This is a genomic window from Stenotrophomonas sp. 96582_Sma (assembly GCF_056480905.1).
In genome coordinates, this window is sequence record NZ_CM151122.1 from 2,404,931 (window position 1) to 2,430,021 (window position 25,091).

The following is a 25,091-nucleotide window of genomic DNA, read 5'->3' on the forward strand; positions in this document are numbered from 1 at the left end:
TTCGATAGCCAACAGGGATCCGGCGCACGCCGGCGCGCATCACCCTGCGATCGGCGGCCGGAACGGCGCGAGCAGGTGCTCATGCCGATATCTGTCCGCATGGGCTGTCGCCGACGGCCAATGCCGGCCGATATGAGCAATGGCCAACACTATTTCTGGAGCCGGCGCGGCCTGGCTACAGCACAGCACCAGCTGCTGTAGCCGGTGCAGCGCGGCGTCTACGCCACGCTCGGAAGCTGGTGATGCCACTGCCGGGTCATGGTCGGCCGCGGCCAGATGGGTTTGAGCATGGAGCTCGCCAACCACTGCCAGCACCGGCTGCGTCACAAGGCCCACGGCCAAGTGCGCCAGCAGCAGCCAGCGCAGGCCACAGCTCAGCCGGCCAAGCGCTGTCATGCAGGCGTTTTGCGCGCGTCGGCACGCGCCCGGCGAGCATCACCCAAGATCTCGAAAGCCTCCTTGATCACATACAGGCCGATCAGGGCGCCGATCACGAAATCCGGGTAGGGGCTGGCCAGCCACCACACCAACAGGCCGGCCAGAATCACCCCAACGTTGGCCACCACATCGGCGCGGGTAAACAGCCAGGTCGCTCGCAGATGCACTTCGCCAGACTTCAAGGGGGCGAGCATACGGAGCACCTTCAGGTTCACGGCCAGCGAGACCAGAGCGGTACCGATCATCCAACCGCTGACCGGCTCGGCGCCGTACATCACCCGGCGGCCGACTTCGACCAGCACGCCTACGCCCAGCACCAGCAGCACGCTGCCACTGACCCACGCGGCGTTGGCCTTGAAGCGCGCCGTGCGCCCGATAGCGACCAGGCCAATGGCATAGGCGGTGGCGTCAGACAGCATGTCCAGCGCGTCAGCCAGCAGCCCGGTGGAATGGGCAATCCAGCCGGCAATGCCGCCGATCACGGCCATCGCTGCATTCAGGACCAAGGCGATCCAGAGGATGCGTCGCTCCTCCTTGTTCTTGGCTTCGTGGTGGCACCCGCAATCACTCATGTCTTGGTCCTCTGCTGTGTTGTTTCATTGCTTGTTTGCGCCTGGCTGTCTACGCACACCGGAACGGGCATTGGCGAGGAACCCCACGATGGCGGCGGTGCCTACCAATACCTGCGCCAGCAGCGACTGCCAGGTGGGATACAGGCCGATCCACTCGATGCGCGGCAACGCGAGCGGTGTTTGAGAGATCCAGCCCGCTTCCTGCAACGCGGCCACGCCTTTACCGATCAGGATGACCGCCATCACCGCGATGAGAATCGAGCTGATCGAAAAGAACCGGCCAATCGGCAGCCGCCTGCTCATGCGCAGCATCCAGTACGCCACCGCAGCCAACACCGCGATTCCCGCCACCAGGCCTGCGAGGATGGCGGTGGACGCCTGATCGCTCCACATCGCGATGTAGAACAAGATCGTCTCAAACACCTCGCGGTACACCGCGACAAAGGCCAGCATGAACAGGAAAACAGCCGAGCGCCGTGTCAGCGCAGTCGTCAGCTTGGCGTGCAGGTACTCCTGCCACCGCCCTGCAAGGCTCTTTTGGTGCATCCAGATGCCTACGCTGAGCAGGACAGCGGCAGCGAACGAGGCCGAGACGCCCTCAGTGACTTCCCGGTTCGCACCGCTGATATCAACAAAGTAAGTGGCCACTGCCCAGGTAGCTGCGCCTGCCAACAACGCGCAGATCCAACCCGCATGCACATACGGCAACACATCAGACCGCTCGGCTTTACGCAAGAACGCCACGATACCAATCACGATCAGCAGCGCTTCCAGTCCTTCGCGTACCAAGATGGTAAAGCTGCCTAGAAACGCGGTGCTGGCGCCTATTCGGGTGTCCTGCAGCGCCACGTCCGCGCGATCAAACAGCTGGGCAATTTGCGCTGCCTGCCCGGCAACGTCAGCCGCGGGCGCATGCTGATCCAGCTGCGCGCGGTAGCCTGCCATGGCCGTCTCGATCTCTCGCAGCAATGACGGATTGCGCGTGGCCAGCGTGGGTTCAAGCGGCTCTACACCATCCAGATAGGACGAGAGCGCAAGCTTTTTGGCTTGAGCCAGGTCCTCATCAGCGTAAGCGCGCTGGCTGGCGGCCAGTCGCTGCCGCGCCACCGCAAAGCGATCGGCTCCTGGTACCGCTTCGTTTACTGCCTGTGGCTGCGAACGCAGGTAGGCGATGATCGCGTTTGCCTGATCGGCGGGCATCGTGGTGGCAAGATCGGCCTCTCGCGTGCGTGTCAGCGCTTCGAGCGAGGGAATGTGCGTATGGGCCTCGGCACTGGTGCGCCATAACGCCTCACCTTGAGCCTTGGCTTGCGAGGAGTACCCCAAGCTGCCCACATAGAATGCCAACGCCCAGCGATCACTTTCTGACAGCCCAGAGAAGCTGACCATGCCGGTACCCGGCACACCCTGGGAAATGACCTCGTACAACGACAGCGGCGTTCGCTGCGCGGCGCGAGTGGCATCGGTGAACGCGATCGGCGGCGGACTTAACGCTTGCGCGGCGGGGCCATCACCGTGACCTGTGGGGCCGTGACAGGCCGCGCACTGCTGGCTGTAGATGGACGCGGCCTGGGAGGTCTTCGGCGCGCTCGCCGGAACAGCGCCGATCGGGTAGCGGGCCAACAGCGTCGTGCCGAGCCCGCGCGCCAACGTTGCCACTTGCGCCGGGTCGGCCTTCTCTGCCACCGCCTGGACCAGGCGGTCGGCCTGGGCCGTCAGCTCCTGCTGGTTCTGGCCACCGGGCAATGCTGCCAGCTGACTGCGCACGGCGCCGGCAAACTCGCTCATTTCGGCGTATTCGTTGGGGGCAATTACGCGACCGGCCTGGACCGCGCCGGGGTAGTCGACCGCGATGTAATCGAGCATCTGCCAGGTTTGGCGCAGGTCTGCTGCGGCAGGCTCCGCCTGAGCAGAAGCGGGCAGAACCCAGCCGATCAGCAAGGCAATCAAGCAGTAGCGAATCAAGGCGATGGGCAGTGGCATGGTCGTCACATGCAGCGCCGCGGCCGGAGTGGCGGCGGATACGGGTTCAGCGTAAAGTCCGTAGCTACTACGGAGTCAAGCGTACTACGAATGAAAATCAGTGAGGCTGCCGACGCCAGCGGATGCCACTTGGAGACGATTCGCTATTACGAGCGGATCGGGTTGCTGCCGCGCCCGGGGCGCACGGGCAACGGCTACCGGGTCTATGGCCCGGCCGACATCGAGCGGCTGCGCTTCATTGCGCGTGGCCGGGACCTGGGCTTCAGCCTGGAGGAGGTCCGCAGCCTGCTGCAGCTGGCCGGCGATGAGGAGCTTTCGTGCGGGGACGTGGACCGGTTGGCCCGCAGCCATCTGGCCGACGTGCGCGCCCGCATGGCCGACCTGCAGCGCATGGCCAGCGAGCTGGAACGGGTGATTGCCAGTTGCCATGGCGGGCAGCGGGCGGAATGCACCATCCTGTCGACGCTGCGCCAGACGACCTCGGTGGAGGCCACGCGCCAGTGACCGAACTGGACCGCTACCTCGATGCGGCCACGCGCCAGAACACGGTGCGCAGCTATGCGTCGGCGCTGCGGCACTTCGAGGTTGAATGGCAAGGCCACCTCCCAGCGACACCTGACAGCGTGGCCCGGTACCTGGCCGCTTATGCGCAGACCTTGGCGACCAGCACCCTCCGCCAACGTCTGGCGGCCATCGCCTCTTGGCACCGCGACCACGGCTTTGTCGACCCGACCCGATCGCCGCTGGTGCGCAAGGTGCTCAAAGGCATCCAGACCCTGCACCCGGGCCAGGTCAAGCAAGCCGCGCCGCTCCAGATTCGGCGGCTGGTCGAGCTCGATGACTGGCTGGCCGCGGCGATCGCTGCGGCACATGCCCGGGGCGATGGGCCGGCGGCGCTGCGCCATCAACGAGACCGAGCGCTGGTGCTGCTCGGGTTCTGGCGGGGATTCCGTGGCGATGAACTGCTGCGTCTGGACGTGGCCCATCTCACGCTGGTGCCGGGACAGGGGATGACCTGCTTCTTGCCACGCAGCAAGGGTGATCGCCAGGCAGCCGGCGTCACCTACAAGGTGCCGGCGCTGTCGCGGTTATGTCCGGTGGAGGCGACCCAGGCGTGGCTGCAGGCGGCCGACCTGCACGAAGGGCCGGTGTTTCGGGCGGTTAACCAATGGGGCCAGGTGAGCGCCGAGGGCCTGCATCCCAACAGCTTGGTGCGCCTGCTACGCGAGTTGCTGACCAGTGCCGGCTTTGCCGATGCGGGGCTCCACAGCAGCCATTCGTTGCGCCGCGGCTTTGCCAGCTGGGCCAACGACCAAGGCTGGGACATGAAGGCCTTGATGGAGTACGTGGGCTGGCGCGATGTGCAGTCGGCCATGCGTTACCTGGACGGGCGTGACCCGTTTGCCCGGGACCGCATTGAAGCAAGCCTGCCCAGTCCAACCGTGCCGGTACCGGCGATGGCACTGCCGGCGCCGGAGGGCAAATCGGCCCTGCAGCTGCGCCTGCGCATGGTGCTGACCCCGTTTGCCCGCACGGGCCGCGGCGCGGCCAAGGCCCGAGGCCGAATTGAAGAGATCTGCTTGGCCCCGTTCCAGGCTGTGCGCCTGAACACCGCCAGCAGCGAGTACCAGTTGACTGCTCCCACCGATCCCGAAAGGGATCTGGATGAAATCCTGGCCACGTTGCTCGATGACATGCACCGCATGGCCGATACGCACCAGTGCTTCCTGGAAGCGTCGCTCAGTACAGACGACGGCCGGCACTGGGACTGATCCCCCTCACACCCTCCGGATCCAATGGCTACCCTTCACGAGACCGCCTACCCGCGACTGAAGCCTGATCCCACCGCCAAGGAACTGGAGGAGATCTATACCCCCACCGCCGCTGAGATTGCATTCGCCAAGCAGCTGACCACCCAGCCGGGTCCTCAGCTGGCGGTACTGATTCACCTCAAGCTCTTCCAGCGCTTGGGTTACTTCACGGTGTTGGCCGACGTGCCCGAGCGGATCCGGAAGCACATCGCCAAAGCCGCCCGACTCGGGCGAGTATTGGACACCGACCAGCTTGACCGCTATGACGCCTCCGGCAGCCAGCGCCGGCATATGCCGCAGCTGCGGCAGTTCATTGGGGTGCGTCCCTTGGACAAAGCTGGGTTGTCTTGGCTGGACACGGTGGCCACCGGAGCAGCCCAGACCAAGCACACTATCCCGGACATCGTGAACGTCCTGCTTGAAGAGCTGGTGCACCATCGCTACGAACTTCCTGGCTTCCGCACCTTGGAACTGGCCGCCATCGGTGCCCGCGAGCGGGTCAACCTGGGCTACTACCGCAGTATCAGCCACGCGCTGACGCCCGCCACGCGCACGCTCATCGACGAACTGCTGCGCGCACCGGAAGGGTCCAGGTTCACCGGCTGGCAATCACTCAAGCGCGAGCCCGGCCGGCCCACCAACAAGGAAGTTCGGTTCTATCTGCAGCACATCCGCATGCTGCAGCAGTTGGCCGACCAGCTGCCTCCCATTGATGTGCCGGTGCCCAAGCTCAAGCAGTTCCGTGCGATGGCTCGGGCCTATGACGCCAGCGAGCTGGCCGAACTGGCTCCGGACAAGCGCTATGCGCTGGCCACCATCTTCATTCGCGCCCAGCATGCCAAGACACTGGATGATGCAGCCGAGTTGTTCATCAAGCAGGTGCGCGGGCTGGAGAACACGGCCCAGCAGAAATTGCTGGCCTACCAGCTCGAACATGCCAAACGGGCCGACTTCCTCATCGGCCAGCTCAAGGAAATCCTACAGGCCTATCAGCTCGACGGCAGCGATAGTCAGCGCGTGGATGCCATCGACAACAGCCTGGAAGCGGAAGTGTCGACCTTGCTGGCCGAATGCGAAGAACATATGGCCTACGCCGGGAAGAACTACCTGCCATTCATGCTGCAGCCCTATGGCGCGGTCAGGCCGCTGCTGTTCAATGGGCTGGAGCTGATGAAACTTCGGGCGACCAGCCACGACGCCGGCATGGAGCCGCTGATCGCAGCGGTGCTCTCGCTGCGCAACCAGCGCCGTGAGCTGATCGAGGTCGCCTCCCTCGGTTTGGACCCGGAAAAGGACTTTGACTGGATGTCCAAGCTCTGGCGTCAGCACGTGTTCGGCAAGCGGGCCAGTGCAGCCGGCGCCGGCTGGATGCACCGTAAGTACTTCGAGCTGGCCGTGCTGGTGCAGGTCAAGGACGAACTGAAGTCCGGAGATCTCTTCATTCCCAGCAGCGAACGGTTTGATGACTACCGTGAGCAGCTGGTCGATGAAGCCACCTTGGCCCAGGAACTGGAAGCCTACGGCCAGGTGTCAGGCCTGCCCACCGACGCCGAGTCTTTCGTGGCGGGATTACGTGCACAACTGACCTCCCTGGCCGATGAGGTCGACGCGCGTTTCCCGGAGAACGTACATGCGGACATCCTGGATGGGCGCCTGGTGCTGCGGAAGGGGCAACGCGCCGAAGTCTCCAGCGCGATTACCACCGTGGATCGCCTCATCGCCGAACGGCTTCCAGAATCCAGCATCGTCGATGTCCTGATCGATGCCAGCCAATGGCTGGATCTGCACCGTTTCTTCCGCCCGATCGCCGGCACCGAGAGCCAGGTCGAAGATCTGCCCCGACGTGTGATCACCACGCTATTTTGCTATGGCTGCAACCTGGGGCCGACGCAGACGGCGCGGTCGATCAAGGGCTTCAGCCGGCGCCAAGTCGCTTGGCTAAACCTGAAATACGTGACCGAGGATGTGCTTGAGAAGGCCATCGTGGAGGTCATCAATACCTACAACAAATTCGACCTGCCTGGCTATTGGGGCAGCGGCAAGAGCGCATCAGCTGATGGCACGAAGTGGAGCGTCTACGAGGACAACCTGCTGTCGGAGTATCACATCCGCTACGGCGGCTACGGTGGCATCGGCTACTACCATGTGTCCGATAAATACGTGGCGCTCTTCAGCCACTTCATTCCCTGTGGCGTGCACGAGGGCATCTACATCCTCGACGGTCTGTTGGCCAACACTTCCGACATCCAGCCTGAGATCGTCCATGGCGACACGCAGGCCCAAAGCTACCCGGTCTTCGGCCTGGCCCACATGCTGGGCATCCAGCTGATGCCCCGGATCCGGAACATCAAGGACCTGACATTCTTTCGGCCCGAACCGGGTAGGGCTTATAAGAACATCCAGGCACTGTTCGGGGACAGCATCGACTGGCAACTGATCGCCACCCATCTCCACGACATGCTGCGGGTGGTGATCTCAATCCGATTGGGCAAGATCACCGCGTCCTCGATCCTGCGCCGGCTGGGCACCTACAGCCGGAAGAACAAGCTGTACTTCGCATTCCGAGAACTTGGCAAGGCCGTCCGAACGCTGTTCTTGCTGCGCTACATTGATGACAACGAGATCCGCAAAACGATCCATGCTGCGACCAACAAGAGCGAGGAATACAACGGCTTCGTGAAATGGGTGTTCTTTGGCAGCCAGGGGATCATTGCTGAGAACGTCCAACACGAGCAGCGCAAGATCATCAAGTACAGCCAGCTGGTGGCCAACATGATCATCCTCCACAACGTGGAAGGCATGAGCCGGACCTTGGCCGAGATGAGGAAGGAGGGGATTGAACTGACGCCCGAGATCCTGGCCGGCCTGTCGCCTTATCGGACCAGCCACATCAATCGCTTCGGCGATTACCACCTGGATCTTGAAAGGGAAGTGGCGCCGCTGAGCTACACAGCCAAGGTGCTTGAACAGACCCCATAGATGGGGAGAGCCTGCCCGAGAGACGAGCAATCAACCTTGAAATTCAGTCGCTTAGGCAGCTTTTGGCCCTGTACGTAATGATTCCCTGCCGACCCTCAGGATGACGCATCCACCGGATTGAACATAATATACATTATGCGAAATCACTTATGCACCGGATCTGGGCCTTTGTTGGCTCCGCGTGGCAATGGCTGGGCCTCTGGTGACGAAGCAGGTAAATCTGTTACCTCGCGCCATGTAAAGGTCGCCCGACTGCTAAATTGAGCTGAAGCGCCAGCGCAGGTCCCTGTTCATGGATGGCGGACTTGGCGGCGGCATAGGGATCTTGGGTGCATCCGTTGAGGGCGCGCAAGGCCCGAGTCGGAATGGTCTGCTGGGAGAGCCACTTGGGCGGCCCCACTTCGGCAACAACTTGGGCACGCTCTGCATCCGCCACCGTCATTTTCGGTGCTGTCCCTGTCGCTGGCGAGATTCCCGAAGATTCGGACATCTTCTCGGAAAAGCAAGGATCGCTCGTCAACGGCGCTTTGGCGACCGCGGATGTATGACGACAAAGAAGTGCCCTCCCTCAAGCCAACAGACGCCCTTTTTCTGACCAACAATCGCCCCTGACCCGACGGGCGACCGAAAAGACGCCCTCTGGAACCACGAACTGACTAAAAGCTGCCCCGAAATGGAAGGCGGAGGTACTCGCTCGCTTTATGGCACACCGGCGTTCGCGTGTCTGCGCGCTGCAAACGACCAACCACCTTTGATGGCAGCCTGGTGTCGATCCCGGTATGCTTGTCCTATGACCTGCCTGGCCTCGCTCGACCCTCGAATACCGGCGTGATCGCTTAGATCGATCACGCCCCTGTTGCTCATGTTGGTCAGAGCGCCGGCCTTATACCCCGGTGAGAGCACGCGCCAGATAAGCGCGTACACGTCGGTTCGATTCCGACCAGGGGCACCACCACCAAGCAGGACTTCTTGTCCTAGAGCGCAGGTGCAAGATGGTGAGTTCCCGTTCCGAAAGCCTCCACCCAATCTTGGTCGCCGCTGCCCGCAAGCGCGCGAGGTTGGCGGAGCACTGGTTGACGGCCGCGGAAGTATCTAGGATCGTCGATCCTGCACATAAGAACTCGCTGCCGACAGCAGCAACGAAGCTCCGCCGGCAGTGGCGGCTTCTCGCAGCATACATGGATCCGCCGTCGTCCCATTACCGCTACCCCGCATGGCAGCTTGGGGAAGATGGCCAGCCCGTCAGTCAGTTGTACGACATTCTGACGGTCTTGCGAGAAAAAGGGCCGTTTACGCCGGACGATCAGGGTCGCACGACCGGCTGGGGTGAGGTGGAGTGGTTTATGAGTTGCAACGCTTTACTGGACGGCGCGACCCCTGAGGAGGTTCTCAGGACCGATCCTGCCGCGGTCTTGCGTGCGGCGCTCATCGAATTCAATGAGGAAGAATAACCGCTATCTATTCGGTGCCTGAGCGTGAGTGACTCCTGATTACCGCGGACAAGCCACCTTAGTAGCCGAAGAGACTTGCCCGCCTTGCCGGTGAAATTCGCCCGTAGATCTGAGAACCCTCGGACAAGATGCCCTGGATTCGCTCGAGCTACTGAAAAGACGCCCTGCATTGACGTGAAATCCTTAGAGCTGATACCTCTACCAGCCTTTGGGGTCGCAGCGTGCGCCCTATTGCTTGGGGCGCTTCCGAGTCGTAGGCGAAGGAACCCTTTTGGACCGCTTTAGTGCCACTTCAAGCTGAGCCGGCAAGTTTTGAAGCGCTGAAAGTTGTCCCTCGAGAGCGTCACACTTCCCGCGCAGGATATCCGCAGACCGGCTGGCGGTTGCTGCCGCCGATTGGGCGGCCTGGATATCCTGACGCAGCTGCTTCTCAAGGGCCCTGTGTTCTTCGGATGTCTTGCTTAGCTGCGTCTGGAGTTCCTTCACCTCCTGGCGTGCTCGATCAACATCGTTTAGCGCCCGATTCTCGACAGATCTGACGTACTCGGTCCAGTCTTCCCGCTCAGATTTCGCCGTCTCCAGGGCGTCATGAAGCCGGACATCGAGTTGCTGTCTCGCTGTCTCGGTTCGGTCGGCTCTTCGACGCTCGAGGTCGCGCTGCTCTGCAAGTTCAGAGATCTGTAGCTGAAGCTGGTCGACCAGGTGCTGTAGCTCTGAAGCTTGGGCCGTTGCAATTCTCTCCCCGGTGATTGCAACGTCACGCTCTGCCCGCATTTGCGCCAGCTCTTCAGCCGCAAGTCGGGAACTGGCCGCCAGCGCATCACGCTCGGCAGCCAGGGCCTGCTCGGACGATGCAAGCTCTTGACGGGCGGCCTCCTGGGCATGCTTCAGCGCCAACTCCCACCATTGCCCGGCGAGTTCTGCCAACACCGCTGGCGCATCTTCCAGGTCCGGACGCGCTGGCTGCAGGCGCGTGCCAAGTCGGTTCCACCATGTCTCCAGCCAGCGGGTCACCGTGTTCGGTGAGCCTGTTCCCAGGTGAGCCCGGATACGCTCTACGGTTGGGCGTTCGCCCTTGGCGACCAACTCGTCGGCGGCGGTATGGACGTCAGTTTCGGTGATGCCGCGGGCCATGCGAAGTCTCCTGTACTGGCACCCTACTCTACTGATAACGTACTCGCGATAAGTGATGATTATCGCGAGTATAAGCTCTAATGCGTAGTATACATTACATAGTATGAAACATAATTCCGTGATTCCCGTCCTCGCCGCGACCGCTTCCGGCCTACTGCTGCCGGAACAGCTGGCCCACCAAGCCGCCGACGCGGTGCGCGAGTTGCTGGCCGAAGCCGCGGCCGGCAACACCACCCGCAGCTACACCAGTGCCCTACGCTACTGGGCTGGCTGGCATGCCGCGCGTTACGGCATCGAGCTGACCTTGCCGGTCCCCGAGGCCACCGTGCTGCAGTTCGTGGTCGACCATGTGCAGCGCCGTTCGGCCGACGGCCAACTGGCGTGGGAGCTGCCGCCGGCCGTCGACCAAGCGCTGGTGGCCGCTGGCCTGAAGGCCAAGCTCGGCCCGTGGACCTTGGCCACCGTGCGCCATCGGGTCGCCGTGCTGTCCACCGCGCACCGACTCAAGCAAGCCCCCAACCCCTGCGAGCAACCGGCGATCCGCACCGTGCTCAGTCGCGCCGCCCGGGCGGCGGTCAAACGGGGCGAACGACCCCGCAAGAAGACCGCCATCACCCTGCCCGAGCTGGAAGCGCTGCTGGCCACTTGTGACGACAGCCTGGAAGGGATCCGTGACCGCGCCCTGCTCTGCTTCGGGTTTGCCAGTGGCGGGCGCCGGCGCAGCGAGATTGCTGCCGCCGACCTGCGCGACCTGTGCCGCATCGGCGAGGCGGGCTACATCTACCGGCTGGAGCACAGCAAGACCCAGCAGGCCGGCGTCACCGCCACATCGACCCCGGACAAGCCGGTACTGGACCGGGCTGCTCTCGCCTTGCAGGATTGGTTGGAAGCATCCGGGGTCACCGAGGGGGCGATTTTCCGGCGGCTGTGGAAGCAGCGGGTCGGCCCTGCCCTGTCCCCGGCCGCCGTCGGCGAGATCGTGCAGCGGCGGGCACGCCTGGCGGGCCTCGAGGGGGATTTTGGCGGACACAGCCTGCGATCAGGGTTTGTGACCGAGGCCAGCCGTCAGGGTGTGGCGCTGCCGGCGATCATGCAGCTGACTGAGCACCGGTCGGTGTCGAGTGTATTGGGCTACTTCCAATCGGGTGCATGCGACCAGAATCCAGCAGCCAGGTTGCTCGAGTAGAATTGCATGGGTACTAGGGGGGGGCACTGATGACAATTGGCGAAATCGTGAGCGAGGCCGACACCTGCCGGGAACTGGTCACACCCAAGCTTGTCGAGGCCGGATGGGGCAATACGCCGCACGTGATCGGCGAGCAGCGCACCTTCACCAATGGCCGCATCATCGTCACTGGTGGCCGTGTGCGCCGTGGCAAGCAGAAGCGTGCTGACTACCTGCTGTACTACCGGCGCGACTATCCGTTGGCCGTCGTCGAAGCGAAAGAACTGGGGCTGCCGGCGGAAACCGGGGTGCAGCAGGCCAAAGAGTACGCCGAGATTCTCGGCCTGAAGTTCGCCTATGCCACCAACGGCCATCGCATCATCGAGATCGACTACACCACCGGCACCGAACGTGAGGTGGATCGCTTCGCCACGCCCGCCGAACTCTGGCAGCGCCTGACCGCCGCCACCGCGCTGCCCGATCCGGCCACACCCCACCTGCTCGAACCCTTCAACCTGGTGTCGGGCAAGGTGCCGCGCTACTACCAGCAGATCGCGGTCAACCGCGTGATCGAGGCCATCCTGCTTGGCCAGAAGCGCGTGCTCGCCACCCTGGCCACCGGCACCGGCAAGACCTGCGTGGCGTTTCAGCTGTGCTGGAAGTTGTGGAACAGCCGCTGGAACCGCACCGGGGAATACCGGAGACCGAAGATCCTGTTCTTGGCCGATCGCAACATCCTGGTCGATGACCCGATGGCCAAGATGTTCGCACCCTTTGGCGATGCCCGCCACAAGATCGCCGGGGGCGACGTGAGCCAGAGCCGGGACATGTACTTCGGCATCTATCAGGCGCTGTCCACCGCCAACGAAGACGTGTTCCGCCAGTACCGGCCGGACTTCTTCGATCTGATCATCATCGACGAATGCCATCGCGGCTCCAGCCGCAACGACAGCAACTGGCGCGCGGTACTCGATTACTTCGCGCCCGCCGTGCAGTTCGGCATGACGGCCACGCCGCTGCGTGAGGAGTCGCGCGACAGCTACGAATACTTCGGCAACCCGGTCTACACCTACAGCCTGCGCCAGGGCATCGAGGATGGCTTCCTCGCGCCTTATCGGGTGCATCGCGTGATCACCACGGTGGATGCCGCCGGCTGGCGGCCGTCCAAGGACGAGCTCGACCGCTTCGGCCGCCCGGTGCCGGACGACGAGTACCAGACCAAGGATTTCGAGCGCGTCATCGCGCTGCGTGCGCGCACCAAGGCGATCGCCAAGCACCTTGCCGACTTCCTCAAGGGCACCGACCGCTTCGCCAAGACCATAGTGTTCTGCGTCGACCAGGAGCACGCGGCCGAAATGCGCCAGGAGCTGGTCAACCTCAACAGCGATCTGGTCAAGCAATACCCCGACTACGTCTGCCGCGTCACCGCCGACGAAGGCGCCATTGGCCTCACCCACCTCGCGCATTTTCAGGACGTGGACAAACCCACGCCGGTGATCCTGACCACTTCCCAGTTGCTGACCACCGGCGTCGACGCCGAAATGGTCAAGAACGTGGTGTTGGCGCGCGTGGTTGGCTCCCGCTCCGAGTTCAAGCAGATCATCGGGCGCGGCACACGGCTGAAGGTCGACTACGGCAAGGAATACTTCAACATCATCGACTTCACCGGCACCGCCACCCGGCACTTTGCTGATCCGGATTTCGATGGCGACCCCGCGCGCATAGAGGAAGTGACCATTGATGACGCCGGCGAAACCATCGAGTCGGTCATCGAAGCGCCACCCGGCGTCGAAGAGCCGCCGGCCGACTACACCTTAGACTCCACGGAAGCCGACGCAGGCCAGGGTGAGATCATCGCCGAGCCGCTGGAGGAGCCGCGCAAGTTCTACGTGGATGGGGGCGACGTCGAGGTCATCGGCCATCTGGTCTACGACCTCGACACCGACGGCAAGAAACTTCAAGTGGTCAAGTACACCGAATACTCGGGCCGCACCGTTCGGACCCTGTACCCGACCCGCGATGCGCTGCAATCGGCCTGGGCCAACCCCGACACCCGCGCCGAGGTGCTGCGCGAGCTGACCGAGCGCGGCATCAGCTTCGAGGAACTGGCGGCCAGCGCCAACCAGCCTGAAGCCGACCCCTTCGATCTGCTGTGTCATCTGGCCTGGAACGCGCCGCTGCTCACCCGCCGCCACCGCGCGGAACAGGCCAGAAAGGCAGCGCAGGATCTGTTCGGCCAGTACGGCGATTCAGCCCGCGAAATCCTCACGCTGCTGCTCGACAAGTACATCGAGCGCGGCATCGTCCAGTTCAACGCCCTGTCCGAGCTGATGAAGGTGCAACCCTTCGACCGCTTCGGCAGCCCCTCCGAAATCGCCACCCGGCATTTCGGCGGCATCAAACCTTTCAAGGAAGCCGTCTCGCGCCTGCAGACGGCCCTTTACCAATGACGAGAAGTTCCTGAATGGCCGCAACCGAAAAGAAGACCCGAACCAAACGTGCCAAGGCACCGCTGACCACGCGCGACAACCTGTCGGCGCTGATCGGCAGCGCGCGCAAGATCCTGCGCAAGGACAAGGGCCTGAATGGCGACGTCGACCGCCTGCCACTGCTTACCTGGGTGATGTTTCTCAAATTCCTCGACGACCTCGAAGTCGTGCATGAGGAAGAAGCGGAGCTCGACGGCAAGCCCTACCACCCCATCATCGAACCCCCTTACCGCTGGCGCGACTGGGCTGCGCGCGAGGATGGTCTCACTGGCGACGAACTGCTGGCCTTCATCAACCAGGACGAATGCCACCGCGCCGACGGCTCACGCGGCGCGGGCCTGTTCGCCCACCTGCGCGGCCTGGCTGGCAGCGGCGAGAAAGGCAGCCAGCGCGAGGTCATCGCCAACGTGTTTCGTGGCGTGCAGAACCGCATGGTCAGCGGCTACCTGCTGCGCGACATCATCAACAAGATCAACGGCATTCACTTCAGCAGCAGCGAGGAGATCCACACCCTCTCGCACCTGTACGAATCCATGCTGCGCGAGATGCGCGACGCCGCCGGCGACTCGGGCGAGTTCTACACCCCGCGCCCGGTGGTGCGCTTCATGGTGCAGGTCACCGACCTGCGCATTGGCGAGACCATGCTCGACCCGGCCTGCGGCACCGGCGGATTTCTGGTGGAAGCCTACGACCATATTGCCCAGCAGGTGAACAATCCGGACCAGCGCCGCACCCTGCAGCGCGACACGCTGTTCGGGCAGGAGGCCAAGCCGCTGCCCTACATGCTGGCGCAGATGAACCTGCTGCTGCACGGGCTGGAAGCGCCGCAGATCGCCTACGGCAACACACTGGAGCGGCGCATCACCGAGATCGGCCACAGCGAGCGGGTGGACGTAATCCTCACCAACCCGCCCTTCGGCGGCGAGGAAGAAGCCGGCATCAAGGCCAACTTCCCGGCCAACATGCAGACGGCCGAAACCGCACTGCTATTCCTTCAGTACATCATGCGCAAGCTGCGCTATGCCGGGCATGGCGCAGAGCAGGGAGGCCGCGCCGCCGTGGTGGTGCCCAACGGCACCCTGTTTGGAGATGGTGTCTGCGCGGTCATCAAGGAGGAGATGCTCAAGGAGTTCAATCTCCACACCATCGTGCGCCTGCCACAAGGTGTGTTCGCGCCCTATACCGACATTCCGGCCAACCTGCTGTTCTTTGAACGCGGTGGCCCCACCGACACCATCTGGTACTACGAACTGCCGCTGCCCGAAGGTCGCAAGAAATACAGCAAGACCGCACCGCTGCCCTTCGAGGCCTTTGCAGCAGTGCTCGACTGGTGGAGCGCCCGCGAGGAAGGCCCGCAGGCCTGGCGCGTGGACTTCGCAGCCAAACGCGCCGCCGCCATCGACGCCGCTACACCGCACTGGCAACGAGCCGACACCGAGCGCGCCAGTGCCTTCTCCTCAAGCAAGCCGATCCGTGAACTGGATCAGGCCATCAACAATGCCGCCAATGGCGACAAGGCCGCGCTGCAAGCGCAGCTGCGCGAGCTGAGAACCCGCCAGCAGGCCCATGAGGCTGCCGCCAAGGCCGCGCAGGCCGAGGGCGACGCGCTCTACTGGCCGATCTACAACCTGGACCTGAAGAACCCGCATGCCGCCGAAGGACTGGAGCACGCCGATCCGAAGGACCTGGTGGCCGCCATGCGCGCGGGTGAGGAAGATGTGCTGCGCCTGCTCGAGGAGATCGAGGCTCTGGTAGTCGAGGTGCAGGGATGAGCCAGTGGCCGAAGATCGCACTGGGCGATGTGCTCTGTCGTTCCAGCGAGCCTGCCGTGTGCGTGCCGGACGTCGAGTACGACGAAGTCACCATCCGTCTTTGGGGAAAAGGCGTTATCAGCCGTGGCAAAGTTCGCGGTGCTGATGTCACGACTCCGCGACGTGTAGTGCGTGCCAACCAGCTGATCCTCTCCAAGATCGACGCCCGCAACGGCGCAATCGGACTGGTTCCGCAAGAGCTTGATGGTGCGATCGTCAGCAACGACTTTCCCTCCTTCGAGTTTGCCAACAGCAGACAACTCGCTCCGGCATTCATGGGATGGATGGTGCGCTCACGTCACTTCGTCGATCTGTGCAAGGCAGCCAGCGAAGGCACGACCAACCGCGTTCGCATCAAAGAAGATCGATTTCTTGCACAGCAAATCGTGCTGCCGCCGCTTGCCGAACAACAAGCCATCGTCAGCCGCCTCGACACACTGGCCGACAAGGTTCGGCAGGTCAACGAACGGCTCGATGCCATCGAGCTCGACGCCGACCGATTGCTCGCCGTGCGCTTTCGTGACGCGATTGCCGGTGCGCCCTTGCGACCAATGTCGGAGGTGACGCCTGCTGTTCGCCGCTCGGTGACGATAGACATCGACAAAAGGTATCGGGAGGTGGGTGCACGGTCCTTCGGAAGGGGACTATTCGTGAAACCTGATTTCGACGGTGCTGATGCCACATGGCAGAAGCCTGTGTGGATCAAATCAGGGGATGTCGTTCTCAGCAACATCAAGGCATGGGAGGGCGCAATCGCTGTTGCAAGCCCTGAACATGATGGTTGCATAGCGTCGCATCGATACATCACCTGTGTTCCTGACTCGACCGTGCTCACTGCCGGGTTTCTCACGTACTTCCTACTCAGCCCTGACGGGTTAGAGAAGATCGGGTTCGCGTCACCGGGAACAGCAGATCGAAACCGCACGCTGAGCCTGACAAATCTCGGCAAGATTGAAGTGCCGCTTCCGCCGATTGTCACTCAGCGCACCTTCGACGCCCTGCAAACCAAGGTGGCGGAACTGAAAGCCCGCCACGCCTCCATCCGCCAGGCCAACGACGCGCTGATCCCGGCGACGCTGGAACGCGTGTTCTCCGAGGCCTACTGAATGCAGTTTGTCCGCCACGGCCCCGACATCCCCGAGCGCCTGCTACAGGCGCACGAGGACGGACGCGTGGTGTTCTTCTGCGGCGCGGGCATTTCCTACCCGGCGCGCCTGCCGGGCTTCGCCGGGCTGGTGGCGAAGGTGTATGAAGCGCTGGCCGCCATACCCAACGCGGTACAGCAGGCAGCGATCAAGGCCGGGCAGTTCGATACAGCCATCGGCCTGCAGGAAGCGGCCATCGTCGGCGGCCGAGAGACGGTGCGTCGGACACTGGCGGGTATCCTGACACCCGATCTCAGCGCCCCGAACGCGACCGCCACCCATGAAGCCTTGCTGACACTGGGCAAGTGCCGCAGCGGCCAGACCCGCCTCATCACCACCAACTTCGATCGCCTGTTCGAGGAGGTGATTGCGGCGAAGCGCCTGACCATCGAGAGGTTTCAGGCGCCACTGCTGCCGGTGCCGAAGAACCGCTGGGATGGCCTGGTGTATCTGCATGGTCTGCTCAGTGCCACACCGACCGCGAGCGAGCTGGATCGCCTGGTCGTCTCCAGTGGTGATTTCGGCCTGGCCTATCTCACCGAACGCTGGGCGGCGCGTTTCGTCAGCGAGCTGTTCCGCAATTACACCGTGTGCTTCGTCGGCTACAGCATCAACGACCCGGTGCTGCGCTACATGATGGATGCGCTGGCAGCCGACCGTCTGCTGGGTGAGTCGCCACCGGAGATGTTCGCGTTCGGCAGTTTCTCCAAAGGCAAGGAAGAGGAACGGGCCAACGAATGGCGAGCCAAGAACGTCACGCCCATCCTCTACCGCGAGCACAACCGGCATGCGTACCTGCACAAAACCCTTCGCGCCTGGGCCGAAACCTATCGCGACGGCGTGCGCGGCAAGGAGCGCATCATGGTCGAATGCGCCATGGCCCGCCCCATGGCCAGTACCCGGCAGGACGACTTCGTCGGCCGCCTGCTGTGGGCGCTGAGCGATCCGGGCGGCCTGCCCGCCAGACGCTTTGCCGATCTGGACCCGGTGCCGTCACTGGATTGGCTGGAGCCGCTGAGCGAGGAACGCTACGAGCATGCCGACCTGGGGCGCTTTGGTGTGCCGCCCAGAACGACCGTAGATGACAAGCTCACCTTCAGCCTGACCCGCCGACCTTCGCCGTATCCGCTCGCACCGTCGATGTGTATCGTCGATGCCGGTGCGCGCGGCAGCCGCTGGGACGAGGTGATGCGGCAACTGGCGCGTTGGCTGATCCGTCATCTGGATGACCCGGCGCTGCTGCTATGGTTGGTCAAGCGCGGCGGGAAGCTGCATGACGATCTGGTCTGGTGGATCGAACACCGTCTGGACGAGCTGGCCAAACTGGAACGCGACGGCAACACAGCCGAGTTCGCGCGCATTCGTGAGGGCGCACCCAACGCGATCCCCGGCCCGCTGATGCGCACCCTTTGGCGGCTGCTGCTGACCGGGCGCGTGAAATCGTGGCTGCGCGACTTCGACCTGTACCGCTGGCGCGACCGCTTCAAGCGCGATGGACTCACAGCTACCCTGCGCCTGGAACTGCGCGAGATGCTGACACCACGCGTATCGTTGCGCGAGCCGTTCCGCTGGCCCGCAGAGGACGGCGAAGCCCGCGAGCCGGAGCACATCAAGGAGCTGGTGGAATGGGAGATCGTGCTGTCGACGGATCACGTCCATTCCAGCCTGCGTGATCTGCCCAGGGATGAGCGCTGGGACGCCGCATTGCCGGAGCTGCTCTCCGATGTCAGCGCCCTATTGCGCGATGCGCTTGATCTGATGCGCGAGCTTGGCAGCGCAGAGGACAGGAGCGACCTGTCCTACATGCATCAACCCTCGATCAGTGAACACCCACAGAACCGAGACTTCCACGACTGGACCGCATTGATCGACCTGACCCGGGATGCGTGGCTCGCCACTGTTGCGCAATCGCCGGCGCGGGCGGCGCTCGTGGCGCATGCGTGGTGGCAGGCGCCCTATCCGCTATTCCGGCGCCTCACCTTCTTTGCCGCCGCACAGGACGCCGTGATCCCCCATCGCCAAGCGCTCGACTGGCTGCTGGCGGACGATCACTGGTGGCTGTGGTCGGTGGAAACCGAACGGGAGGCCATGCGCCTGCTGGTGGCCCTGGCGCCGCACCTTGATCAGGTGATGCTGCGCGAACTGGAACAGGCCGTGCTCGTCGGTCCTCCGCGCGACATGTTCAAGGACGACATCGAGCCGGAGCGCTGGACCGGGATCGTTGACCGCAAAATCTGGCTGCGGCTGGCAAAAATGGCTGAGGCCGGCGCGGTCTTGGGTACTGAAAGCAGCGTCCGGCTAAGTGGGCTTTCGGCACGGTATCCGGAGTGGACCCTGGCGGCGGATCAGCGCGATGAATTTCCTTACTGGATGGGCGATGGCGACGAGTGGCGCAAGTTCGTCGCCACGCCGCGTCGTCGCCGTGAATTGATCGAGTGGCTCAGGCAGCAACCGGGCACAGATCATTGGCAGGAAGATGACTGGCGGCAGCGCTGTCGCGAGAACTTTGCTACGACCGCTTGTGCCTTGTGCGCTTTGGCCAAGGAAGGTGTTTGGCCGACAGAGCGCTGGCGCGAGGCCTTGCAGGCCTGGTCAGAAGAAAAACTCCTGAAGCGTTCCTGGCGCTACATGGCGCCGATCCTGGCCGCCGCGCCTGCCGAGGTACTGCAGACGCTCGCCCATGGTATCAGCTGGTGGCTACAGTCCATTGCCAAGACCTTCGAAGGCCACGAAGCACTCTTCTTCCTGCTCGCTCGCCGTATCCTGGCCATGGATCATCAGGACGGTGTCGATACCGACGACCCCGTCGGGCGAGCCATCAATCATCCCGTGGGCCACGTCACCGAGGCACTGCTGCGCTGGTGGTATCGACGCTCGCTGGAGGATGGACAAGGCCTGCCGGAAGAGATCAAGCCCACGTTCACCGAGCTTTGCGATCCTCGGATCGACAAATTTCGGCATGGCCGCGTGTTGTTGGCGGCCCATGTCATCGCGTTGTTCCGCGTCGACGGGGTTTGGGCGACGCAACACCTGTTGCCGCTTTTCGTCTGGCAGTGCTCGGAAGCCGAAGCACGTGCAGCGTGGGAAGGCTTCCTGTGGTCACCGCGCCTGTACCGCCCGCTGATGGAAATGCTCAAGCCGGCCTTCCTCGACACCGCGCGCCACTATGCGGCATTGGGCAAGCACGACGGGCAATACGCATCGCTGCTGACATTCGCCGCCCTCGATCCGGGTGACACGTTCACCACTGCCGAGCTGGCGACCGCTACACGCTCATTACCTCCGGACGGTTTGCACGATGCAGCACATGCATTGGTCCGAGCACTGGAGGGAGCGGGTGATCAAAGGGCCGACTACTGGAGCCACCGGGTCGCCCCGTATCTGCATGCCATCTGGCCCAAGACGCGAGACAACGTTTCACCTGCTATCGCCGAAAGCCTCGGCCGCCTTTGCGTAGCGGCACACGATGCGTTCCCCGAAGCCTTGACGCTGCTTCGCGCTTGGCTGCAACCACCGGCCCATCCGGACTACTTGGTGCATCGGCTATACGAGGCAGGTCTCTGCGACAGGTTTCCGGAACAGGCACTGGACTTCCTGAGTCTGGTGATAGGGGATCAAACCCAATGGCCGCCCAGTGACCTCGGCGACTGCCTCGAGGAGATAAGCTCGGTCGCGCCTGACCTCGATGCGGATCCACGTTTTCAACAGCTGGTCGTGTACTTAAGACAGAGCGGGCGCAGATAGGATCTGAGCTCGTAGCCACGATAAATCTTCCTAATCCCCCGCCCCAGTGCCGTCCGCTTCCGGCCAGAAGTGGACATCAACCACGTCTGATTTCAGCGACTGTCGACGGCCGTCTGCTGGAAAGACTCGCTAGGCCGATGGATCCTGGCCTCATAAGACGCCCATCCATCCGTCGGCTTTGATGTGATTGATGAACCCATCCAAGGCTCCCGTTTCGAAGTCCATCAATGCGATGAAGCCGCCTTTGCGATGTAGCTCGACGGATGTAACAGCCGTGACTCCTGGCGCTCGCAACAGCAATTCCCTGAGGGCTACAGCCTCGTCCGCAGGCTGTCCTAACGGCGGATGCCTTCGCATGAGGCGTGGTCCGAATTGCAAGCCTAACGCCTGACTTAAGCCAAACCGCAAAGCGGCGTCGGCTCGAATGAATTGTTAAAAGCCATCGCTACAGACCTTGTGAAGGCCATTTTGCCGCAAGGTGTGGACGGAACATCCAGGAAATGCATCAAGTACGGACTGCAAAGTGATGCTAATACAGCCAATCTCGTCGATTGATGTGCCGTTGAAGTGCAGCTGTTGCTTCTTCTTGGCGAAAATGTTGGACACGTCCGCCACAAAGATGCCCGTTGGCTTTGCACCACGCACTCTCCACTCGTTGTAGCGTCCCGATGGAACTTCGAGACTTGCTAAGAGGGTCTCGCGGGTTGGAACTTCACCCGCTGATCTCTCTTTACCCTCGAAGTCGGACGATCCAGAGTCATCTGCCAAGACCGATACAACTTGATCAATCGTCGGCTGGAAGATCAATCCGACAGAGCCCGGCAGTTCCATCTCATGCCCAGGCCAGAGGGCACAGCACGACCGTGTCTCCTTGTCATGATGACAGATCGCATGGAATAGATCGTCTGGGAACTCAACCGAGTGACCCATCACAGCGAAGTGAGAAAAATGCACGATCACGACATTGTGATCCGAGAGAAGCTTCTGAAAATCCGGATCGTTCACGTGCGACCGTCCATGGCGTCTAAAGGCTGAATTAAGCCGAGCCGCGAAGCGGCATCAGCTTGAATGGATTGTTAGAAGGCACCTACTTCGTAGGAAATACGCACCTCATCATTGATCCTAATGCAGTGATCCAAGACAAGAATCCCTGCTCTAACAAGATCTATGTCCCGGTCGCGGTTCATGTACTCAGGTGACCAGACCTTTGCGCCGTGGAAGAGGTTATTTCGAACCCTGCGAATCATTAGCAATGTCTGCTGTGCTTTCGGCAGATTGGGGTCTGGAGGTGAATCCTTCCAGCCCACTCGCCCATCTTTAAGAACCTGCTTCCTCGGTGGTTCGGCCAGGAGATAGGCGACAGCCTCTTTGAATGCAGGGTCTTTCACTCGACGAAAGTGCCAGTCGATGCTTGCAGCGAAAGAATCCCAGTTGGCTTCTACTGAGTTACTTCCGCCCCGGACGAATCCTGAGCCTTTGAGGGCGTATTCGCACCGCGCGAAAGTGCCAAGGAACTCGTACGTAAGGTCCGGGGGAAGCAGCATGTTCGGGAATGGAGCGTGCATCCATCTGTGCCTTCTAACGCCTGAAGTAATCCGCGTTGCGAAGCAACGTCGGCTTGAATGAGTATTAGGCACTCCGCAGAGTACGCCGGAACCACTCATACATGACCTCCATGGCAAGCTTCGCATCCGCTTCCAGTATCGTAGCGGGATGCGCTTTGGTTGCCAGGAATCGCGTGCCGAAAGCCTCGGGGTGATCAGGCGCCTTGCGATGAGTGAAAGGATTCCGTAGTAGGCGAAGCCTGTCTGTGCGATCAAATAGATCGTTAGGCAGTGGCAGGATTTTCCGACCAGACTTAATCATAAGCTCGAATGTGCGCCGCTCTTGCGGAGACATCACGTTCTCAAGTTCTTCGCTAAGGGTCTGCTCTACGAAAGAAGTTGCGAGGAGCAATGCGCCGACGAAGTGGCCGGAGATGAAACAGAGCCGAGCCTCTTCCAGCATGTGGAGCACAGCCAGCTCACCCATCACGGCCCCCGGATGGAAGTAGTGCTGAGCTAGCCACTCGATCCGCTCCACACGAGCGCCCCGCGACGATGCGTCGGCTAGTTCAAGAGCGGCAGTAAGGTTTTCACTAGTGGCTTGAACGGGCATCGGAGTGCCTAACGCTTGAATTAGGCCTTGCCGCGAAGCGGCGTCGGCTTGAATGAATTGTTAGCGCTTCAGGTTGAATGTTGCAGCACCGGCCATCATGTTTGCCCCGATTGCCGCAGCCAACAAGAAGCTATTGGTGACAAAACTGATCTGAAGCGCATCGGTGCCTTTCGGAAGAAGAGCTGGAACTATTAGCGATGCTGCGAGGTTTACGCCAGCAATGACTGCGCCCCATCTAAATGCGACAACATGTGAACGCGCCTTCCATGTATGGAACAAGCCAAGCCCAACCAGAAGGATGAGCCAACCGCCAGCAAGTAGGGAAATGAGCATCGACTTTCCTTAGCGCTAACTAATCAATAGCCGGACACCTGAGTCCAGTTATACGACTTATCTACAGCTCAACGTATGGTGGGCTATCCCCTTGATACGTCTCTATCTTAGGTCGACTGGATCCGGCTAACAAGCCGACGTATAGCCGGATCGACGAGGCAGGCACTAGCGACGTCGAAGGCCCGCTTTGCGTCGAAAGGTGCCATGCCCCCTACCGCCGATAAACATCCCTTATCGCGACTGGACTGACTTTGAAGGCAAAACGGCCTTTCGCACGATCTCCAGCCTGCTCACGTCGCTCACAGGCACAAGAATTGCAGCCTTCCGCGACGGGTCCCAAAGCACATAGCTATCACCCAAGCGCCCCACTAGGCTTAGGCTGCCCTGCGCCCTCTCATCAATAATAGTCACATTGATCGTGTACTTGCTGCCGCCAGAAGTGATCGCCCTTGCGCGCTCGAAGCCAAGCCAGCTTGACGAGATCGGGACATAGACAAGCATCACTAGGGCATAGACCAGCCATGGCGAGTCCTTTACGGCAGTTGGCAGTACTGGTGACAGTCTCACTGCGATTGCGCATATGCCAGTCAGCGCTACACCTATCAGAACGGGCCACCCATTGGACCACCAAAGCAGGACGCCCATTCCAACAAGACAAAGGGCCATGATCAGCCACATCAGCAGACTGGCTTGAGACGTGCTCGCCGTCACCTTCCCCTCAACCCATCCGCCAAACAGCAGCGCAACCAGCATGAAGAACAGCACCAAGCCGATCCCTGCAAGCCCTGCCAGCGCAAGCTCGCTCACCGCAACAAACTGAAATGGGTCCAGGCCGAAGTGGCCCCAATACGCCTTCAGATAGAAGGCCCCTTGAATCAATCCGAACGTGATGAGCGCCGAACCCCATCCAGCAACATCAGCCATCGTTAGCGTCTTCTGCGTACGTTCCATGTATCCCCTTCCATCAATGCAGCCCCGCTGCATAGTGACATGGAGCGCTCCACCTCGCAGGATCCAACCCTATTAACGTGACGCGTCACGCCCAACTACCCCAGCCCATTGGCGCCCCATCCCTCCCCTACTATAGTTCCACCCCTCACAAGGACGAGGCGGCACACATGCCCTATATCGGAATCGGACTCCACGTACTGGCGGCCATCTACTTCGCGGTGCATGCCATCCGCTCGGGCCAGAGCCTCTATTGGCTCATCCTGCTCTTCTCGTTCCCGCTGCTCGGCAGCGTCGTCTACTTCCTGGCGATCTACTTCCCGGAAGTCCGCCACTCGCGCGGCGCCCGGCAGGCCATCCGCTCCGCCAAGCAGCTCATGGATCCGGGCCAGGACCTGCGTAACGCTCGCGCCGAGCTGGCGCGCACGCCCACCGTGCAGAATCGGGTTCGTCTTGGCATGACGCTACTGGATGCAGGCCAGGCCGAGGAAGCCAGAACCCTGCTCGAGCAGGCGGCCAGCTCGCCGCTGGGTGACGATCCCTACATCCTGACCGGCCTCGCCCGAGCCCGCCTTGAGTCCGGGCACGCCGCGCTGGCGGTGGAGACGCTGGACGGCCTGTTCGCCCGCCATCCGGATGTGCGCCGCAAGCCGGAACAGACCCTGCTTTACGCGCAGGCACTGGCAGTTACCCAGGCGCCCGGCACCCGCGCCGCATTCGAGCGCGCCTTGGAATGCGGAAACGATGCGGCCGCTCGCTGCCTCTACGCCGAATGGCTGATAGCGCAGCCGCAACCCGACGATCGCGAGCAGGCCCGCAGCCTGTTCGCAAGCATCATCGACGATGCGCAGCATTGGTCGCGCCATGCGCGCAGCCACAATGCCGCCTGGCTGGAGCGGACCAAGGCCGCGATGAAGGGCTACTGACGCCT

Annotated in this window: 19 protein-coding genes and 1 tRNA gene; 11 read left to right on the forward strand and 9 right to left on the reverse strand. The window is 62.2% G+C overall.

What is annotated here, in order from left to right; all coding sequences use genetic code 11:
* Positions 1-39: 39 nt before the first annotated feature.
* The 3 genes from ACZK2R_RS11185 to ACZK2R_RS11195 are packed head-to-tail and all read right to left on the reverse strand — an operon-like array spanning position 40 to position 2,993.
* Positions 40-396, reverse strand: coding sequence for a hypothetical protein (locus ACZK2R_RS11185; RefSeq protein WP_012480228.1), 357 nt, complete (start codon positions 394-396; stop codon positions 40-42).
* Positions 393-1,010, reverse strand: coding sequence for a cation efflux transmembrane domain-containing protein (locus ACZK2R_RS11190; RefSeq protein WP_005413376.1), 618 nt, complete (start codon positions 1,008-1,010; stop codon positions 393-395). The genes ACZK2R_RS11185 and ACZK2R_RS11190 overlap by 4 nt, the downstream gene beginning before the upstream one ends.
* Before the next feature lie 24 nt (positions 1,011-1,034).
* The gene (locus ACZK2R_RS11195) at positions 1,035-2,993 is read right to left on the reverse strand and encodes an FTR1 family protein (RefSeq protein WP_049430610.1); all 1,959 of its coding nucleotides are present in this window, start codon (positions 2,991-2,993) and stop codon (positions 1,035-1,037) included.
* Positions 2,994-3,083: 90 nt separating this feature from the next.
* Between ACZK2R_RS11195 and ACZK2R_RS11200 the strand changes: the two genes are divergently transcribed.
* From ACZK2R_RS11200 to ACZK2R_RS11220, 5 genes are all read left to right on the forward strand, one after another.
* On the forward strand, positions 3,084-3,497 hold the full coding sequence (locus tag ACZK2R_RS11200; protein ID WP_012480230.1) for a MerR family transcriptional regulator: 414 nt from the start codon (positions 3,084-3,086) through the stop codon (positions 3,495-3,497).
* Positions 3,494-4,765, forward strand: a complete 1,272-nt coding sequence (locus ACZK2R_RS11205) for a site-specific integrase (RefSeq protein ID WP_100451120.1) — start codon at positions 3,494-3,496, stop codon at positions 4,763-4,765. Before ACZK2R_RS11200 ends, ACZK2R_RS11205 begins: the two co-directional genes overlap by 4 nt.
* 24 nt (positions 4,766-4,789) lie before the next feature.
* A complete protein-coding gene (locus tag ACZK2R_RS11210) occupies positions 4,790-7,783 on the forward strand; it encodes a Tn3 family transposase (protein WP_431780150.1) in 2,994 nt (997 codons plus the stop codon).
* A gap of 849 nt (positions 7,784-8,632) precedes the next feature.
* Positions 8,633-8,735, forward strand: a tRNA-Ile gene (locus tag ACZK2R_RS11215).
* A 43-nt stretch (positions 8,736-8,778) separates the two neighbouring features.
* Positions 8,779-9,234 (forward strand): hypothetical protein, encoded by a 456-nt coding sequence (locus tag ACZK2R_RS11220; protein WP_343205444.1) that lies wholly within the window; start codon positions 8,779-8,781, stop codon positions 9,232-9,234.
* A 228-nt stretch (positions 9,235-9,462) separates the two neighbouring features.
* On the opposite strand, the gene ACZK2R_RS11225 is transcribed toward ACZK2R_RS11220, so the two are convergent.
* Positions 9,463-10,368, reverse strand: a complete 906-nt coding sequence (locus ACZK2R_RS11225; protein ID WP_180837031.1) for a DNA-binding protein — start codon at positions 10,366-10,368, stop codon at positions 9,463-9,465.
* Positions 10,369-10,471: 103 nt separating this feature from the next.
* Here ACZK2R_RS11225 and ACZK2R_RS11230 point away from each other — a divergent pair, with 103 nt between their 5' ends.
* The 5 genes from ACZK2R_RS11230 to dsr1 are packed head-to-tail and all read left to right on the forward strand — an operon-like array spanning position 10,472 to position 20,722.
* Entirely contained in the window at positions 10,472-11,554 is a 1,083-nt protein-coding gene (locus ACZK2R_RS11230) for a site-specific integrase (RefSeq protein WP_180837033.1), read from the forward strand.
* A 29-nt stretch (positions 11,555-11,583) separates the two neighbouring features.
* On the forward strand, positions 11,584-13,983 hold the full coding sequence (hsdR, locus tag ACZK2R_RS11235) for an EcoAI/FtnUII family type I restriction enzme subunit R (RefSeq protein WP_180837035.1): 2,400 nt from the start codon (positions 11,584-11,586) through the stop codon (positions 13,981-13,983).
* Positions 13,984-13,997: 14 nt separating this feature from the next.
* Positions 13,998-15,794, forward strand: coding sequence for a class I SAM-dependent DNA methyltransferase (locus ACZK2R_RS11240; protein ID WP_180837037.1), 1,797 nt, complete (start codon positions 13,998-14,000; stop codon positions 15,792-15,794).
* Positions 15,791-16,939 (forward strand): restriction endonuclease subunit S, encoded by a 1,149-nt coding sequence (locus ACZK2R_RS11245; protein ID WP_180837039.1) that lies wholly within the window; start codon positions 15,791-15,793, stop codon positions 16,937-16,939. The genes ACZK2R_RS11240 and ACZK2R_RS11245 overlap by 4 nt, the downstream gene beginning before the upstream one ends.
* Positions 16,940-20,722, forward strand: a complete 3,783-nt coding sequence (dsr1, locus tag ACZK2R_RS11250) for an anti-phage defense-associated sirtuin Dsr1 (RefSeq protein ID WP_180837041.1) — start codon at positions 16,940-16,942, stop codon at positions 20,720-20,722.
* Between the two features lie 432 nt (positions 20,723-21,154).
* Here dsr1 and ACZK2R_RS11255 read toward each other — a convergent pair whose 3' ends face one another.
* The 5 genes from ACZK2R_RS11255 to ACZK2R_RS11275 all read right to left on the reverse strand — a co-directional run bounded on the left by ACZK2R_RS11255 (position 21,155) and on the right by ACZK2R_RS11275 (position 24,163).
* Positions 21,155-21,727 (reverse strand): hypothetical protein, encoded by a 573-nt coding sequence (locus ACZK2R_RS11255; protein ID WP_180837043.1) that lies wholly within the window; start codon positions 21,725-21,727, stop codon positions 21,155-21,157.
* Positions 21,728-21,798: 71 nt separating this feature from the next.
* The gene (locus tag ACZK2R_RS11260; protein ID WP_180837045.1) at positions 21,799-22,287 is read right to left on the reverse strand and encodes a hypothetical protein; all 489 of its coding nucleotides are present in this window, start codon (positions 22,285-22,287) and stop codon (positions 21,799-21,801) included.
* 64 nt (positions 22,288-22,351) lie between these two features.
* Positions 22,352-22,753 (reverse strand): hypothetical protein, encoded by a 402-nt coding sequence (locus ACZK2R_RS11265; RefSeq protein WP_478488000.1) that lies wholly within the window; start codon positions 22,751-22,753, stop codon positions 22,352-22,354.
* Positions 22,754-22,939: 186 nt separating this feature from the next.
* Positions 22,940-23,212: a hypothetical protein gene (locus tag ACZK2R_RS11270; protein ID WP_180837049.1), complete on the reverse strand. Its 273-nt coding sequence runs from the start codon at positions 23,210-23,212 to the stop codon at positions 22,940-22,942.
* A gap of 231 nt (positions 23,213-23,443) precedes the next feature.
* A complete protein-coding gene (locus ACZK2R_RS11275; RefSeq protein WP_180837051.1) occupies positions 23,444-24,163 on the reverse strand; it encodes a hypothetical protein in 720 nt (239 codons plus the stop codon).
* Between the two features lie 167 nt (positions 24,164-24,330).
* Here ACZK2R_RS11275 and ACZK2R_RS11280 point away from each other — a divergent pair, with 167 nt between their 5' ends.
* The gene (locus tag ACZK2R_RS11280) at positions 24,331-25,086 is read left to right on the forward strand and encodes a tetratricopeptide repeat protein (RefSeq protein WP_180837052.1); all 756 of its coding nucleotides are present in this window, start codon (positions 24,331-24,333) and stop codon (positions 25,084-25,086) included.
* Positions 25,087-25,091: the final 5 nt, after the last annotated feature.